Origin of the sequence: Pseudarthrobacter defluvii, assembly GCF_030323865.1 — a bacterium.
Taxonomy (GTDB): domain Bacteria; phylum Actinomycetota; class Actinomycetes; order Actinomycetales; family Micrococcaceae; genus Arthrobacter; species Arthrobacter sedimenti.
The window spans coordinates 873,300-889,065 of record NZ_CP066362.1 but is presented as its reverse complement, the minus strand read 5'-3'; the positions used below and the strand labels follow the sequence as shown (position 1 = coordinate 889,065).

The window sequence follows — 15,766 nt, the reverse complement described above, 5'->3', positions numbered from 1 at the left end:
CCGCTATTCCCCCAGTAGTTTCAAGACGGCTTGCTCCGGACAGTGACTTAAGGGTAGCCCACGTCACAATTTCACAGAGGAAGTTATCCACAGGCACCAGGCCCCCGATGCACTGTCTACCACCAGCAATCCGACAAACGAAGTCACAAAGAAAGCCGGCGCACCAAAGTGCGCCGGCTTTCTTGATCAAAAGACGTTACTTCTGGGCGGGCAGCACCAACTCCCCTGTCTTATCGGTAGACAGGGCGAGCGAAGAAACAAACTGCGGGCCGCCGTCGGACGCGTCTTGTGCCGAACGCACCATGTCCGGACGCTCGAACTCCAAGCCGGTCACGTGGCAGAGGAGCTTAACGTCGCTGGGGTTCCCGTCGGCGTCGAACATCGGCAGGTCGATCCCGTCGTCAAAGCGCCGAAGGTAATACCGCCCGCGGGTCAGCACGGCCAGGACCGGCGGCAGCACGAGCGCCAGGCCAACTGCGAAGATCGGCGAGTAGGGCTGGATGGCGGCACCGAATGCCCCGAAGAACACTGCGATGGAGACACCCGCAGACGCCAGCATGGACACAAACCCGACGGGGTTCACGGCGTACAGCATGCCACGGCGGAACTCCGGCACCTTGGGAGAGATCTTCAAAACGTACTTGTTGATGGCGATATCGGAGGCCACGGTGACCACCCAGGCCATGGCGCAGTTGGCATAGAAGCCAAGGATAGTGTTGAGGAAGTCGAACATGTTGGCTTCCATCAGGACCAGCGCGATCAGCAGGTTGACCACCACGAACACCATGCGTCCCGGGTATGTCTTGGTGATGCGCGTGAAGGAGTTGGTCCAGGCCAGCGAGCCGGAGTAAGCGTTGGTGACGTTGATCTTGATCTGCGAAATGACCACCAACACCACCGCCAGCGTCATGGCCAGCCAGGCCGGCATCATCTCCTGGTACACGCCCAGGAACTGGTGCACCGGCTCGTTGGCGGTGGCAGAGGCGGCGGGGTCCAACGAAGCGATCAGGTAGATGGCGATGAACAAGCCCACGATCTGCTTGATGGCACCGAAGATCACCCAGCCAGGGCCCGCCAGGATCACGGACCTCCACCAAGCGCCACGGTTCGCATCAGTGCGCGGCGGCATAAAGCGAAGGTAGTCGATCTGCTCGGCAATCTGCGCCATCAGGGACAGGCACACGCCGGCGGCGAGCATCACGGATGCGAGGTTGGGCCCGCCATCGCCGGTCGCCCCGGTATAGGCAAAGAAGCTGTCGATGCTCTCCGGGTGCGAGACCAGCAGGTAACCCACCGGTACCACCATCAGGAGCAGCCACAGCGGAGTTGTCCAGACCTGCAGTTTGGCCAGCGTGTTCATCCCGTAAATCACCAGCGGGATGATGATGACGGTGGACGCGGCATACCCCAGCCATTGCGGGATCCCCAGCCCCAGCTCCAGCCCCTGCGCCATGATGGAGCCTTCCAGCGCGAAGAAGATGAAAGTGAAGGTGGCAAAGATGACGTTGGTGACCACCGAGCCGTAGTAGCCGAAGCCGGAACCACGGGTGATCAGGTCCAGGTCGATGTTGTAGCGGGCAGCGTAGTAGGCCAAGGGAAAGCCCGTCGCGAAGATGACGACGGCGGCCACAAGGATTCCCAGCAGCGCGTTGACCGTGCCGTACGAGATCCCGATGTTGGCGCCGATCGAGAAGTCCGCCAGGTAGGCGATGCCGCCCAGCGCGCTGGTGGCCACCACCCCGGCGCTCCACTTGCGGTAGGAGCGCGGCGCGAACCGGAGAGTGTAATCCTCGAGGCTTTCCTTGGTGGCGTTCAGTGCCGCGCTGTTGCCCGCCGTCGAAATCGCCGGAGAACGTCCGACGACGGCGGCATCAGCAGGTGCCGCCGGTTCCAGCAGTTGCGTTCTGTCTGTGTCATTGCCCATTGGGTGCGTCGCTTTCTTTTCGCATTCAGCCGCCATGGCCCTGGGTGCGACGCTATCCAGCTGGAAAGACAACGGCGTCACAGGCCTGTTTCCGGTCTGTTAAGCATTGACGGAGCTGTCACAAAAGGCGCCGAGAATTGCGGGTACAAAGCCTCTGGCGCATTTCTACTTGAGGTAGAAGAATGGCGGCATGATGTTTGAACACGCGGACGGCAATCCCGTCCTGGAACTCGATGATGAGCAATCGTGGCGTCTTCTGGCGGCGACGCAGCACGGGCGGCTGGTGGTCTCGGTGGCGGGAGAACCGGATATCTTCCCTGTGAACTATGTGACCTCGAACCGGAAGGTCTACCTGCGCACCGCTCCGGGAAACAAGCTTGCGCAGCTGACCATCAACTCCAAAGTGCTGTTCGAAACCGATGGCATCCTGTCGCAGGAGGCGTGGTCCGTGATCCTCCGCGGGACGGCACGGGTCCTCAGCAATTCGGCTGAGCTTGCGGCCATCGAGGAACTTGGACTGAAGACCTGGGTTCCCACCCTGAAGGACTTTTACGTGGAGATCGAGCCGAAGTCAGTCAGCGGCCGCCACTTCGTGTTCGGCGAACAACCGGAACGGGAGATCTAAGGCCTCCTAGACTGGAGGAATGGCGGACAAGCCCACTGCAGACAAGCTCACTCCCGAGCAGCGCAGCTGGAACATGTCCCGGATCCGCGGCAAGAACACCAAGCCCGAACTGCTGGTGCGCCGGATCCTGCACGCCAAGGGCTACCGCTACCGCCTGCATGGCAGGTCCGGCGGCACCAAACTGCCGGGCAACCCGGATCTCGTCTTCGCCGGGCGGCACAAGGTGATCTTTGTGAACGGCTGCTTCTGGCATTTCCACGACTGCAGAGTGGGTTTGCACGCACCGAAAGCCAACGCGGAGTTCTGGGTTGCGAAGCGCACCCGGACCCGCGAGCGCGACGCCGGCCAGCGCCGCCAACTGGAAGACGCCGGCTGGGAAGTGTTGACCGTTTGGGAGTGTGAGCTGAAGGATCGTTCAGCCCTCGAGTCCCAGTTGGTCCACTTCCTCGAAGCCGGCGCCTGACAGATGAATCTTGAGGCAATCTTTAGCTGATTCCGCCACCGTCCTTGATCCTGAACGGACAAAATGGACGGGTTGCCGCGATCAGGCAGCCCACCACTGACGGCTTCGGAGCAGCTATCCCCTATCCCCTAGCTTCTCCGTGCCAGCAGTGCGGACTTGAAGGCTGACGCCGACGAGTCGCTGCTGTTGATGCGCCAGTCTGCTTCCTTCTGCATGTGGAACCAGACGAACCCCATCACGTCCGGCTGGGCAGCCAGGTAGGACACCAGGTCCGTGTTCCAGGATGCTTTGGAACCACCCATCTCGCTGGACGCTGTCTCGGCGATCAGGACCGGCTTGCCGGGCGCCAGGGCGCGGAGCTGGGAGATGCCGGGGGCAAAGAGGTCCACCGGGGAAACCCAGCTGCTCCAGGTTTGCGAGGTGCCCCAGTTGTAGCCGTCCAGGGCCACGACATCCACGTAGCCTGCGCCGGGGTACAAGCCGGCCAGGTCAGTCGATCCCCAGTAAGGCACGTTCGGCGACCAGACCCATTGGACGTTGCTGGCGCCCGTGGCGGCAACAACGTCGTGCACGTGCCGCCAGGCTGCCACGTATTCTCCCGACTGGTTGCCGTTAACGCCTTCGGCCCACGGATACCAGTTGCCGTTCATTTCGTGGGCGAAGCGCAGCATGACCGGCTTGCCCCAGGCCGCCAGGGACTGGCCCCACTGGCTGATGTACCCGTCGAAGTCCCCTGCAGTAATCCGGGACGGCGAATAGGCGGGCTGGTCCACGCCGCCTCCCCATGCCCACGGCTCCCACGTGACAAGGGGTGTGGCGCCGCGCGAACGGACAGCGTCCAACTCGCTGATCGGCGGGGCCTGCAGGAAGTCCTTGTAGCTCATCACCACGGACGGGACCTCCCCTGCCACGGTGGCCACCTCGTCCAGCTCAGTACTGGCCATGGGTCCCCCAGGCGTTGCCACCCCGAAGCGTAAGGGGGCGGAACTGATGGTTGGTGCCGGCGCAGGCGCAGGAGCCGCTTGGACCACGAACGTGGCTGACGCCTTGATGGACGATGTCTTGGCAGTGATGGTGAGGTTTCCGGTGGATGCCGCCGGAATGGTGATGCCGGTGCTGAAAGCGCCGGTCGATGTGGTTTGGAACGCGAAAGTGGTGGAACCCACAATCACAGTGCCAGTGGTGGCGGCTTTGAACCCGGTTCCGGTGACCGTGACCGCGGAGCCGGCCGGGCCGGAACCAGGATTGAGCGTGATTTGCGGTGTTGTGGCTGCGCTGGCCGGCTGGACGATGGACAAAGCCAGCCCGGCCCCGATTATGAGCGCGACAAATAAGGTCCTGAGTGTTCGGAACACGGCAATCTATCCCCAGGTTGAAAGGCGGCTATGGCCGCTGATGACGTCAATGCCAAAAAGCACTGGCATCGATTTTATTGCCCAGAAACCGCAGTCCCATCAAGAAAACCACAATTCTTCCCGAGTCTTCTGCGAGGTCGCAGGAACGGTCCTAACCTGAAACAGAACAAGATCCCCCGCTCAAACACCCGGTTTTCGAGGTCCCCAAATCCAGCAGAAAGGAGTGTCATGAGCACGTCGGATGATGCGCCAAGGCCGCTGGTGGACCAGTCCGTCCTGGACCGGCTTCGGGATGAACTCGAGGAGGAAGAAGGCTACAGCCGGGTCTTCGTCGGCAATTTCATCGACTACCTGCCGCAACGGCTGGGCCGGCTGCGGCTTGCCCTGACCACCGGTGACCTGGAGGGCTCCATGGACGCGGTCCTGAGCCTGAAGACGTCAAGCCAAATGGTTGGGGCCGAACGCCTGGCGGGACTGGCCCTGGAACTGGAAAACGAGATCCGTGCCGAGGCGCGCCAAGCTGATATGGCGGTGGCGTTGCCCAGGCTGGCCGCAACCTACCTGCGGCCCATCACCCAGTGCAGCAGGCAAACCATGCACCGGCTGCAGGCTCAGTGCTGCCCCGGCGCCAAACGGTAGCCCACGCCGCGGACTGTCTGCAGCCACCGCGGCTGCTGCGGCGAGTCACCCAGTTTCTTGCGCAGGTTTCCCATGTGGACCTCCACGGACCGTTCGTCGGCCTCGCTGATGTAGCTGCCGACGTCGTAATCCTCATCGCGGAGCCGCCGCACCAGGTCGGACTTGGTCCGGACTGTCCGCCCCGCTTCCAGGAGCGCGTACAGCAGCTCGAACTCCGTGCGCGTCAGGTTCATCTCTTTGCCGTCAACGGTGACGGTGCGTGAGGCGTAGCTGAGTTCCAGGCCGTTGTGGCTGAAGTTTCCACGCTCCGGGTGCGCAGCGCTGTCCGGGGAAGCATCAACGGCGACGTCGCCGGGATCGGGGACGGACCGCGGCCGGCGCATCATGGCAGCAACCCGCGCCCTCAGCTCCCGCGGGCGGAAGGGCTTGGTGAGGTAGTCGTCCGCGCCGGATTCCAGCCCGATGAGGGTGTCCAGTTCTTCTGTCCGCGCCGTGAGCATCACGATGTAAGCGTCCGAAAATTCGCGGATCTGCCGGGAAACCTCAAAGCCATCAATATCCGGCAAGCCCAGGTCCAGCGTAATGACATCCGGATTCAGGCTCTTGGCCATCAGGACGCCCTCGGCGCCGCCGCTGGCGACAGTGACGTCAAACCCAGCCTGGGTCAGCACAGTGCGAACCAGTTCCCGAATATCGTGGTCATCCTCGATGACCAGACCCACACGTGCCTCACTCATAGAGCCCCCTCAGTGCCAACGTCAGAAGTATAGCTGGCTGCGGATATCCTGCTGGTATGGTCTCGCACAGCCCGACGTCCGCGTCCTCCGCGCCATGAGCAACCCCCCGGCTTGGTCCTCCGGACGGCTGCGTTTCTTCAAGCGGCCCTTCCATGAATACCGGCTGACCGACCGCGTGGCCATGAGCCAGATGCCGCTGTTCGTGACCACTATCCTGACGGCCCTGCTGATGTGGGCATTCTTCCCGGTCACCATGAGCAACCCCCTGTTCGTCGCGTTCCTCGTTTCTCAGCTGGCCATCATGGTGCTGTGCTACGTCATTCCCTGGGAACGGCTGCCCTACACCAGCTTCCTGGCCATCCCCTTACTGGATTTCGTCTCCATCTCGGCGGGCAGGGAAGGCGGCCAGGAAAGCCTCACCGGGATCAGCCTGCTGGCGGTGTTTCCGGTCATCTGGCTTTGCGCCTCCGGGTACTACCCACGCACTGCCCTGTGGCTGTCCTTCCTGGCACCGCTGGCGATCATCTGGGTTCCGCTGTTCCTGAAGGGCAACTTCACCCCGCAGGACTTTGCCCGGTCCCTGCTGCTGCCCGTCATGATGCTGGGCATTGGAGTGTCGGTCAGCGTCCTGACATTGAGCATGATGCGCCAGCAGCAGCAGTTGGAGGACAAGGACGAGCAGCTGCGGGCCAACCTGCGCACCAGCAAGCGCCAGGAATCGCTGCTCAACACCATCCTGGACACCGTGCATCTGGGCGTCCTGGCAGTGGACGCCGACGGCCACGACGTCCTGATGAACCGCAAGCAGCGCGCCAACCACGAGCTGGCCCGGCCCAAAAATATTGCGGATCCCAACGAGTCGCAGCTGTTGGTCTACGGGGCGGACCGAAATACCCTGATCCCCGTTCAGGAGCGTCCCGTGCGGCGCGCCGTCCTGGGCGAAACCTTCACCGACTACCTGGTGTGGCTCGGTGAGGGGAACGATCAGCGGGCACTGGTGACCACGGCGCGCGCCATGAAGGACTCCGACGGCAAGTTCACCGGCTCGGTGATCGTCTTCAGCGACGTCACGGACCTGGTGAACGCGCTCACCGCCAAGGACGACTTCGTTTCCAGCGTCTCCCATGAATTCCGCACCCCGCTGACCTCCATCCTCGGTTACGTGGAAATCCTGCTCGCCGACGAACCGGACGAGCCGCAGCGCGAAATGCTGGAAATCATCCGCCGCAATTCCGAGCGGCTCCTGACCTTGGTATCGGACCTGCTGTCCAGCCGGAACGGCCAGCTGGTCGTCACGCCGCACGCCGTGGATGTCGCCGACCTTGTCCGGAGCAGCGTGTCATCCGCGATGCCCCGGGCGGCCGCAGCGGGCGTCGAGCTGCGGGCAGAAACCCCGGAGCAGCTGGAGGCGCACGTGGACAGCGCGCGCATCTCGCAGGTCCTGGACAACCTGGTGTCCAACGCCATCAAGTACTCACCGGACGGCGGCAAAGTGGTGGTGTCGCTGGCGCGGGAGGACGGCCACGTGGCCTGCCGCGTCACGGACACCGGTATGGGCATGACTCCCGAGGACGCGTCAGAGGTTTTCGCCAAGTTCTTCCGCACCAGCAGCGTCCGGCGCACTGCCATTCCCGGCGTGGGCCTGGGGCTGCCCATCAGCAAGGCCATTGTCGAAGCGCATGGCGGCACCATCGATGTCGAGAGCACGCTGGGCAAGGGAACGACGTTCACCTTCCGCGTGCCGGTCTGAAAGGACGACGACGGCGGGCGGCCGGGCGCGTCAGCCGTTCCGGGTTTGACGGACCACTTCGCCCCACGACTGGCGGGCGAGTTCCTCGACTGAGGCAAGGATGGCCGACGGAGGCTGGCTGAGGTCCAGCGGAAACTCCACGATGTCGATGTCGGTGTTCAGGATGCGGCGGAGTTTCACTTCGCCCTGGCCTGCGTAGACCAGCCAGGCGGTGGGCACGGCGAGCGCGGTGCAGTGGGCCAGCATCTGGTAATGGTCGGCTGTCAGGGACGCACCCGCGTCCGAGGCCGCCCGGTACTTGGCGTTGTAGGCCACCACGGGGCGCCCGCCCAACAGGTGGACCGCATCCGGCCTGACGGACAGTCGGTCGGAATCCCGCACGGCCTCGCTGAGGAGGGCGTTGTACCGCAGCCTGAGCTCGCCGGGATAGGCCGCCATGGCACTGCGCAGTGCGGTTCCCACGAAGTCCTCGAACACCTGCGCCATGTCCACCACGAACGAGGCCGTCTGCTGCCTGCCCTCACCGGCTTCCGCGGACGCGTTCCGCAGGATCAGGTCGGCCAGGCGCAGCACTGCCTGGTAGCGCAGGTTCATCCTGGTGGGCTTCCAGGGCGGCACCGGAGCGCCGGCTGGAAGGCGCGTGACGCCGTCGAGCTTTCCCTTCAGCTGGCGGAGCCGGCCCAGCACTTCGGGCCGCACCCCCGGCACCTGCCCCATCCGCTCCAATGCGGCGCGCAGGATGCGGTTTTCGGCGATGTCCTCGGTGAACTCGTCGTAGGAGACCTCCAAGGGAACCAGCATGCCCGGGCGGCGGGAAATCTGGTCCGAAATCCGGATCCGCCCCTTGACGGTCCGCAGGGACTCGTCCACGGTGAGGTAGCCCTGCAGGACGCCGCGGCCCAGTGCCCGTTCGGCCAGTTGGGCCAGCGACTCGGCCAGCGCGCTCCACAGGTCCCGGTCCTCGCTGGCCGCCACCAGCTCCGGCCGGAAGCCCTGCTCCCCCGCGTAGCTGAGCAGGAACAGGAGCCGGCTCAGTCCCAGCCGGTCCTTGGGCCGGACATCCAGCTGGACCGTGGCTGTCCGAACGGAGCCCACCTTGCCCACGGGCTCGATCCGGTACAGCCCCATGCCCATCGGGGAAGCTTTGGCCAGGCCGCTGGAGTTCAGGGCAGAAGCACTGGGTGCATCCAGCCGCTCCACGAGGCCGCCGGAGAGCTCGTCGAGAACCAGGTGCTGCACGGGGCCTCGTGAAGTGCCGGGCGGCCGGGGATCAGCGCGCTGCAATGCGTCCCAGCAGCTGATCCAGCCCGAAGCGTTCCTCCAGCTGGGCCCGGGTCAGCTGGCCGTGGTAGTGCTCCTCCAGCAGGGGCATGAGCTCGTACTTCCAGATCCGGCGCAGGCCGGCGGGCGTCTGGGCGGCCGGCTTCATGAAGTAGGAAGGCCCGATCATCAGGTCCCGGTCCCACTCATCGATGGCCCCGTTCAGCTCATCCAGCAGCAGCGCCGGCGTTGGATCAAGCTGCTTGGCCTGCAGGAACCGGGCCAGGGAACCCTTGACCGGTTCGGTCTGCGGGTGCAGTTCGATGAAGGAGAACCGGCGGCGGATGGCAGCGTCCATCATGGCAATCGACCGGTCCGCGGTGTTCATGGTGCCGATGATGTACAGGTTGTCCGGCAGCGTGAACGGCTCGTTGGGACTGTATTGCAGGTAGATCCGGTCGTCCCGGTATTCCAGCAGGAAGTACAGCTCGCCGAACACCTTGGCGAGGTTGGCGCGGTTCATCTCATCGATGATCAGGAAGTACGGCTTCTTTTCGTTGCCGGGCTTGGCGGCTTCCTCTGCCAGGCGCCGCAGCGGGCCGGCCACCAGTTTGAAGGACACCTGCCCGTCGTCGGTCTTGTCCGGCCGGTAGCCCTCGAAGAAGTCCTCGTACGCGTAGGACGGGTGGAACTGGACCAGCTTCACGCGCTCGTCAGTCGTGTCGTCCGCCAGTTCGGCCGCGAGGTGCTTGGCCAGGTAGGTCTTGCCGGTGCCGGGCGGGCCGTAGAGGACCAGCTGCCGGTTCTCCTCCAGCAGGTCGGCGATCTCCTGCAGAGGTTCCAGCTCCATGTGCAGCGACGCGGCGAATTCCTGCGTCAGCGGACGGAAGCCCTCCTGGGCAGGGAGGACGACGGCGGCACCGTCAGCATCGGCGTCGGGCTCGTTTTCCGCTTCGGCGGGCAACAGCGCCTGCAGCGCCTGCACCACCCGGGTGGCATCCACCACGATGCCGGGCGTGGCCAGCTGCCGCTGGACGTGACGGGGAAGGCTGGTGGTGGTGTGCCCGTCGTCGAACCAGCGCACCTTGCGCCGCAGCCGGCGGTTGTCGTCGTTGTACTCGGGCTCCCCCAACACGCCGCCCAGCCGCACCGTTCCGGCGTGCTGGTAGAGCACCAGGTCCCCGGGCTTCATGACGGTGAGGAAGGCGAACACCGCGGTCTTGGTGTCCTCGCGCTCCACGTAGCCGAGGTGCTTGTAGTCCTCATCCACCGCGTGCTGCACCACGCCGGCGGTAACGCCGGGTTCCAGCAGGCGGAGGTGTTCCACGTCGAGCGTCACCTTTTCCTCGCCGTGCCACGTGGTGAGGAGGTCGGCGTGGTCGCTGTGCGTCCGGAGCAGCCAGGCACGCCGCCCGGGGTCGCCCACTTTGCGCCACTGGCTGACCAGCTGGCGGGAGTACCAGTCGATCCGCTGGCCCGCCTGTTCGTCCAGGTGCAGCCGGATGCGGTGGATATCGGCCGTGATGTCCTCTTCGCTGTCCCCCTTGGCACCGCCCACGAGGGAGGCGAAGGCGTCCCGGATTTCCTGCCGTTCCACGTCCGCCACCACCGGCTCGAAGTAGCTGGGCCAGGCCAGGAACTCGATGCTGCGGCGGATGGCGGGCTGGTCATCGGGCGTCGATGCGGCGAGGCGGTGGAACTGCAGCGGATCCTTGATGGCTGCCTGCACCACACTGGCTGGCCGCTGGGCCACGTTGCGGACGAACCGGCACAACCACTTGAGGTGGTCCCAGATGGTCCAGTTGAATTCGGCGGTGCGGTCGCGGATGACGCCGTGGTCCGTCATGCCGGCATACAGTTCTTCGGGCAGTTCCAGCGGCGGCTCCAGCCATCCCGCGGCCTCCGCCACCCGGGCGCGCTTGACCTTCAGCGACTTCACCTCGTGTGCCAGCGGAAGGGACTGCAGGAAGAGCAGCTCCACGGCCAACTGCTTGGCCCCGCGCGTGGCACCGTCCAGGTTCTCGCGGAGGTTGGTCATCATCGGCGCCTTGGAGTCAGCGATGCCCCGTTCCAACCGGTCAAGCAGCTCGGCGGCAGCCGGAACGGACCACGTCCTGGTGCGGCCGTCCAGGGGTGACGCCTTGCCCTGCAGACCGGGCCCCAGGACGAACCACGCCGCATCCTCGATCTCCTTGGAGATGCCGAGGGCGCGGGTCATGGCAACAGTGGCAGTGGGGGTCATGCCCCCAAATTTACAGGGTCTGGCTGGGCGCACGCTCCACGGTGGCCGAACCGGGCACCGCCAGGCCGGCTATTTTCCGGTGGCGGAGTGCTTCCTTCCGAAGATGAAGTAGCCCATGGGCCCAATGAAATTAACGAAGGACGCTGCCCGCCACGCAGCTTTCGGCCCGTTGATCAGCTCAGCAGGCCTGCGAGAGATATCGCGCTGGGCGGCAACCAGCAGGGACACCTGCATGATGGCAGTGACGATGGTGCCCACCTTGCCGGCCGGGGACATCTCCTTCCAGGTCTTCTTTTTCCTGCCACCATGCATCTTGTTCTTGCGGCTCATGTCGTGCGCCTTCTTGTTCAGGGCCTTCTTGTTCCTTGCCATCAGGCTTCCTTTCGCTGTGGGTCGTGATTCCAGCCGGGTGTTTGCAGTCAGGTGTCTACAGTCCAGCGTTACGTGCAGCCCTGACCAGAGTCTTAGTGCCTGTAGGGAGCCATCCGCTCTTTTTGCTCCGGGGTGAGCCGTTGCACCCGGCCCGTGGCTTCATCCACGAACGCCAGGTGGCTGCTTGCCTGCACGCAGTTCTCCCGGGTGACGGGGTCCTGGACAACGTAGTGGATGTCAAAGCTGGCTCCCTTGACGGCGCCGATCCAGACCTGGACTACGGCCGGAACGTTGCGGTACTCCAGGGTCCTGACGTAGCGGATCTTGTGGTCAACAATCAAAGCAAGCGTGCCCTCGGGGACGTCGTTGAACAGCGACACCGGTGGCTCGACGCCAGGCAGGCCCGCGCCCCGTGGTGGCCCGAAGGCTGCGATCCGCGCTTCCTCCAGCATCCGCACGATCTGGACGTTGTTGATGTGGCCGTAGGCGTCCATGTCGCCCCAGCGCATCGGTACCTGGACCTCGATGCGCTGGCCACCGTGCGCGCTCAGCTGCGCACCGCCGTCGAATCATCAACTGCCGTTTCCCCGGCGTCCGCACCTGCGAACTGTGACATGTAGAGGCGGTGGTAGGCCCCGCCTCCGGCGAGCAGCACCTGGTGGTTGCCTTGTTCCACGATTCGTCCGTTTTCCATGACCAGGATCGTATCGGCATCACGGATGGTGGAGAGCCGGTGCGCGATCACAAAGCTGGTCCGGTCCGAGCGCAGCGCCGCCATGGCTTTCTGCACCAGCAGTTCCGTGCGGGTGTCCACGGAGCTGGTGGCCTCATCCAGGATCAGCAGCGAGGGGTTGGCCACGAAGGCGCGGGCGATAGTGATCAGCTGCTTTTCACCCGCGCTGACGTTGTTGCCTTCCTCGTCGATCACCGTGTCGTAGCCCTCCGGCAGGGCCCGGACGAAACGGTCCACGAAGGTGGCCTTTGCAGCTGCGATGACCTGTTCTTCGGTGGCGTTGAGGTTGCCGTAGCGGATGTTGTCGTAAATGGACCCGCCGAAGAGCCACGCGTCCTGCAGCACCATGCCCACCTTGGAGCGCAGCTCGGAACGGCTGAGGTGGGTGACATCCACGCCGTCCAGCATGATGGAGCCCGAGTTGAGCTCGTAGAAGCGCATCACCAGGTTCACCAGGGTGGTCTTGCCTGCCCCCGTGGGCCCGACGATCGCCACGGTATTGCCAGGCTCTGCCGTGAAGGACAGGTTCTCGATCAGCGGCTTGTCCGCGGTGTAGCTGAAGGTCACGTTCCGGAAGTCCACGTGGCCGTCAGTCTTGGCCGGAAGGTGTTCGGTGGCGGTTTCGGCGTCCTGTTCGTCGGCGTCCAGGAACTCGAAAACGCGCTCCGAGGACGCTACGCCGGACTGGAGCATGTTGGCCATGCCCGCCATCTGGCCCAGGGGCTGCGTGAACTCGCGGGAGTACTGGATGAACGCTGTGGCGTCACCCAGGGACATGGCGCCCGATGCCACGCGGAGGCCGCCCACCACCGCGATGCCCACGTAGCTGAGGTAGGACACGAACTGCATGACGGGGAAGATGATCCCGGAGACGAACTGCGCGCCAAAGCTTGCCCTGTAGAGTGCCTCGTTGCGTTCCTCGAACCGTGCCAGCATGTCCGCGTCACGGCCGAAGACGCGGACCAGGTCGTGCCCCGAGAAGGACTCCTCGATCTGGCCGTTCAGCGAACCGGTGTTCTTCCACTGGGCGGCGAACAGTTTCTGGCTCCGGGCTCCGATGAGGCCGGCGGCCACCCCGGAGAGCGGAAGGGCGATCAGGGCGATCAGGGCAAGCTGCCAGGAGACGATGAACATCATGATGACGATGCCCAGCACGGTGAGCACGGAGTTGACCAGCTGCGCGAACGCCTGCTGGAGAGCCTGCTGGATGTTGTCGACATCGTTGGTCACCCGGGAGAGCACGTCGCCGCGCTGCCGGGTATCGAAGTAGTTCAGCGGCAGGCGGTTGAGCTTGTTCTCGGTGTCGTCACGCAGGCGGCGGATGACCTTCATGACGATGCGGTTCAGGACGTAGCCCTGGAGCCACATGAAGATGTTTGCCACGAAGTACATGAGAAGGACGATGGCGATGAGGGTGGTGAGCTTGTCGAAGTTGATGCCGGTACCGGGCACCAGTTCCATGCGGGCCACCATGTCCGCGAAGTTGTCCTGGCCCTGCTGGCGAAGCCCGGCTACGAACTGCTCCTTGCTGGCTCCCGCGGGCAGCTGCTTTCCCACCACGCCGGCGAAGATGACGTCCATGGCCTGGCCAAGGATCTTGGGCGCAATGACGTTGAGGACCACGGAGACCACCACCAGGCCCACCACGGCATAGATGCCCAGGGCTTCGGGCTTCAGCAGGCCCATGAGCCGTTTGGCGGATGGCCAGAAGTGCTCGGCTTTTTTGGCGGGCATGCCGCCAAACATGTCCCCGTCCGCCTCGGAGGGGGTGAACTCCTCCTCAAGGAAGTCGTCGTCCTCAAGTCCGGCGCCGGCAGTCACTGCGGATTCCGGGGCTGTCTCTTCAACGGCGGTGGAGTCCTTCTTGCGGGGGCTCATGCCACTTCCTCCACACTCAGCTGGGATTCGACAATTTCCTGGTAGGTGGGCGAGGTTTCCAGGAGTTCCTCATGCGTGCCACGATCCACGATGCGTCCGTTGTCCAGCACTAAAATCTGGTCGGCCTCGGTAATGGTGGAGATCCGCTGGGCAACAATGATGACGGTGGCATCCCTGGTGATGCCCTTGAGTGCCGTACGGAGCCTGGCATCAGTGGCCACGTCCAGGGCGGAGAACGAGTCGTCAAAGAGGTAGACGCGGGGTTTTGTCACGAGCGCACGCGCAATGCAGAGTCGCTGGCGCTGACCGCCTGAGACGTTGGTGCCGCCCTGCGAAATCCTTGCGCCCAGCCCGTTCTTCTTCTCGCGGACAAAGGACTCACCCTGGGCCACCCGGAGGGCATCCCACAGTTCCTGGTCTGTTGCCTCGGTCTTGCCGAACCGAAGGTTGTGTTCGATGGTGCCGGAGAACAGATAGGGGCGCTGTGGCACCAGGGCAACCCTCTTGGTGATCTCGGCACGGTCCAGCTTGTCCACCGGGACACCATCCAGCAGCACCTGCCCTTCCACGGGGTCATACAGCCGCGGGAGGAGGGACAGCAGGGAGGTCTTGCCGGCACCTGTGGATCCGATGATGGCGATGGTCTGCCCGGGACGGGCGGTGAAGCTGATGTTGCTGAGCACCGGTGACTCGGCGCCCGGGTAGGCGAAGGTGACGTTACGGTATTCCACTACCCCGGTGAGCGCGGCCGGAGCCTGCGGCTGCCGGGGGTCGTGGATGGAGGGTTCGACGCCGAGCACCTCGCCGATGCGGTCTGCGCAGACGGAGGCGCGCGGGATCATCATGGCCATGAAGGTGCCCATCATGACGGCCATCAGGATCTGCAGCAGGTACTGCAGGAACGCGGTCAGCGAGCCCACCTGCATGGCGCCGTCATCGACCCGCTGACCGCCAAACCAGAGCACCGCTGCCGTGGACAGGTGCAGGATCATGCTGATGGCCGGGAACATCAGGACGAACAGTGCGCCGATGCGGAGCGAGACGTCCGTCAGTTCCTTGTTGGCCACGCCGAACCGTTCGGTCTCAAACGGCTCACGCACGAAGGCCCGGACTACACGGATACCGATGATCTGCTCGCGCAGCACCGCGTTAATGCGGTCGATTTTCCGCTGCATGGACCGGAACAGCGGCATGAGCCGGACCACCAGGTACCCCACCACCACAGCCAGCAGGGGAACGGAAACCCAGACCAGCCAGGACAGGCTGATGTCCTCGCGCAGCGCCATGATGATCCCGCCGATGCACATGATGGGGGTGGCCACCATGAAGTTCAGCCCCATGAGGAGGAGCATCTGCACCTGCTGGACATCGTTGGTGCCCCGGGTGATCAGCGTGGGCGCGCCGAACGCGTTGACATCCTTGGCGGAGAAGCTGGTGACCTTGCGGAACACCGCATGGCGCAGGTCCCGGCCCACGGCCATGGCAGTCCTGGAGCCGAAGTACACGCCGGCGATAGCCGCGGCCACCTGCGCGAAGGCCACCACGAGCATCACCGCACCGGTGCGCCAGATGAAATCGGTGTCGCCGCGTGCCACGCCCTGGTCGATGATCTGCGCGTTCAGGCTGGGCAGGTACAGCGCAGCGATGGTGGCAGCGAGCTGGAAAATGACGACAGCCAGGATGTACGGCAAATACGGTTTGGAGTAGCGCCGTATAAGGGTGAGGAGCATGGACTCAACTCTAGTGATGGGCACCGACATTGGGGCCCCCTCGTCGGCATCTTTTCCA

Annotated in this window: 13 protein-coding genes; 4 read left to right on the top strand and 9 right to left on the bottom strand. The window is 64.3% G+C overall.

All coding sequences use genetic code 11. The features are described 5' to 3' along the window. Window positions 1–196 precede the first annotated feature (196 nt). Window positions 197–1,924 carry a purine-cytosine permease family protein gene (locus JCQ34_RS04185; RefSeq protein WP_286402159.1) on the bottom strand — a complete coding sequence of 576 codons (1,728 nt, stop codon included), beginning with the start codon at window positions 1,922–1,924 and terminating at the stop codon, window positions 197–199. Between the two features lie 190 nt (window positions 1,925–2,114). Between JCQ34_RS04185 and JCQ34_RS04180 the strand changes: the two genes are divergently transcribed. Together JCQ34_RS04180 and JCQ34_RS04175 are read left to right on the top strand one after the other, a co-directional pair. Next, window positions 2,115–2,549 (top strand): pyridoxamine 5'-phosphate oxidase family protein, encoded by a 435-nt coding sequence (locus tag JCQ34_RS04180; RefSeq protein ID WP_142130942.1) that lies wholly within the window; start codon window positions 2,115–2,117, stop codon window positions 2,547–2,549. Window positions 2,550–2,568: 19 nt separating this feature from the next. After that, complete coding sequence (locus JCQ34_RS04175) at window positions 2,569–3,012, top strand: very short patch repair endonuclease (RefSeq protein ID WP_286402156.1); 444 nt, start codon at window positions 2,569–2,571, stop codon at window positions 3,010–3,012. A 128-nt stretch (window positions 3,013–3,140) separates the two neighbouring features. Here JCQ34_RS04175 and JCQ34_RS04170 read toward each other — a convergent pair whose 3' ends face one another. Then, window positions 3,141–4,367: a glycosyl hydrolase gene (locus tag JCQ34_RS04170; RefSeq protein WP_286402155.1), complete on the bottom strand. Its 1,227-nt coding sequence runs from the start codon at window positions 4,365–4,367 to the stop codon at window positions 3,141–3,143. Window positions 4,368–4,595: 228 nt separating this feature from the next. Between JCQ34_RS04170 and JCQ34_RS04165 the strand changes: the two genes are divergently transcribed. After that, window positions 4,596–5,006: an Hpt domain-containing protein gene (locus tag JCQ34_RS04165; protein ID WP_286402153.1), complete on the top strand. Its 411-nt coding sequence runs from the start codon at window positions 4,596–4,598 to the stop codon at window positions 5,004–5,006. Here JCQ34_RS04165 and JCQ34_RS04160 read toward each other — a convergent pair. Beyond that, complete coding sequence (locus tag JCQ34_RS04160) at window positions 4,979–5,743, bottom strand: response regulator transcription factor (protein WP_286402151.1); 765 nt, start codon at window positions 5,741–5,743, stop codon at window positions 4,979–4,981. The genes JCQ34_RS04165 and JCQ34_RS04160 overlap by 28 nt on opposite strands. A 94-nt stretch (window positions 5,744–5,837) precedes the next feature. On the opposite strand from JCQ34_RS04160, the gene JCQ34_RS04155 reads away from it, so the two are divergent. After that, complete coding sequence (locus JCQ34_RS04155) at window positions 5,838–7,493, top strand: sensor histidine kinase (protein ID WP_286402148.1); 1,656 nt, start codon at window positions 5,838–5,840, stop codon at window positions 7,491–7,493. Between the two features lie 30 nt (window positions 7,494–7,523). Here JCQ34_RS04155 and JCQ34_RS04150 read toward each other — a convergent pair whose 3' ends face one another. The 6 genes from JCQ34_RS04150 to JCQ34_RS04125 form a co-directional block, all read right to left on the bottom strand. Beyond that, the gene (locus tag JCQ34_RS04150; protein ID WP_434738932.1) at window positions 7,524–8,777 is read right to left on the bottom strand and encodes a 5-methylcytosine restriction system specificity protein McrC; all 1,254 of its coding nucleotides are present in this window, start codon (window positions 8,775–8,777) and stop codon (window positions 7,524–7,526) included. Continuing rightward, window positions 8,764–10,995 (bottom strand): McrB family protein, encoded by a 2,232-nt coding sequence (locus tag JCQ34_RS04145; protein ID WP_286402142.1) that lies wholly within the window; start codon window positions 10,993–10,995, stop codon window positions 8,764–8,766. The genes JCQ34_RS04150 and JCQ34_RS04145 overlap by 14 nt, the downstream gene beginning before the upstream one ends. 69 nt (window positions 10,996–11,064) lie before the next feature. Then, window positions 11,065–11,367: a PLD nuclease N-terminal domain-containing protein gene (locus tag JCQ34_RS04140; RefSeq protein ID WP_434738931.1), complete on the bottom strand. Its 303-nt coding sequence runs from the start codon at window positions 11,365–11,367 to the stop codon at window positions 11,065–11,067. 92 nt (window positions 11,368–11,459) lie between these two features. Then, window positions 11,460–11,876 carry an acyl-CoA thioesterase gene (locus tag JCQ34_RS04135; RefSeq protein ID WP_286402140.1) on the bottom strand — a complete coding sequence of 139 codons (417 nt, stop codon included), beginning with the start codon at window positions 11,874–11,876 and terminating at the stop codon, window positions 11,460–11,462. A gap of 38 nt (window positions 11,877–11,914) precedes the next feature. After that, window positions 11,915–13,978 carry an ABC transporter ATP-binding protein gene (locus JCQ34_RS04130; protein WP_286402138.1) on the bottom strand — a complete coding sequence of 688 codons (2,064 nt, stop codon included), beginning with the start codon at window positions 13,976–13,978 and terminating at the stop codon, window positions 11,915–11,917. Continuing rightward, the gene (locus JCQ34_RS04125) at window positions 13,975–15,708 is read right to left on the bottom strand and encodes an ABC transporter ATP-binding protein (RefSeq protein ID WP_286402136.1); all 1,734 of its coding nucleotides are present in this window, start codon (window positions 15,706–15,708) and stop codon (window positions 13,975–13,977) included. The genes JCQ34_RS04130 and JCQ34_RS04125 overlap by 4 nt, the downstream gene beginning before the upstream one ends. Between the last annotated feature and the right edge of the window lie 58 nt (window positions 15,709–15,766).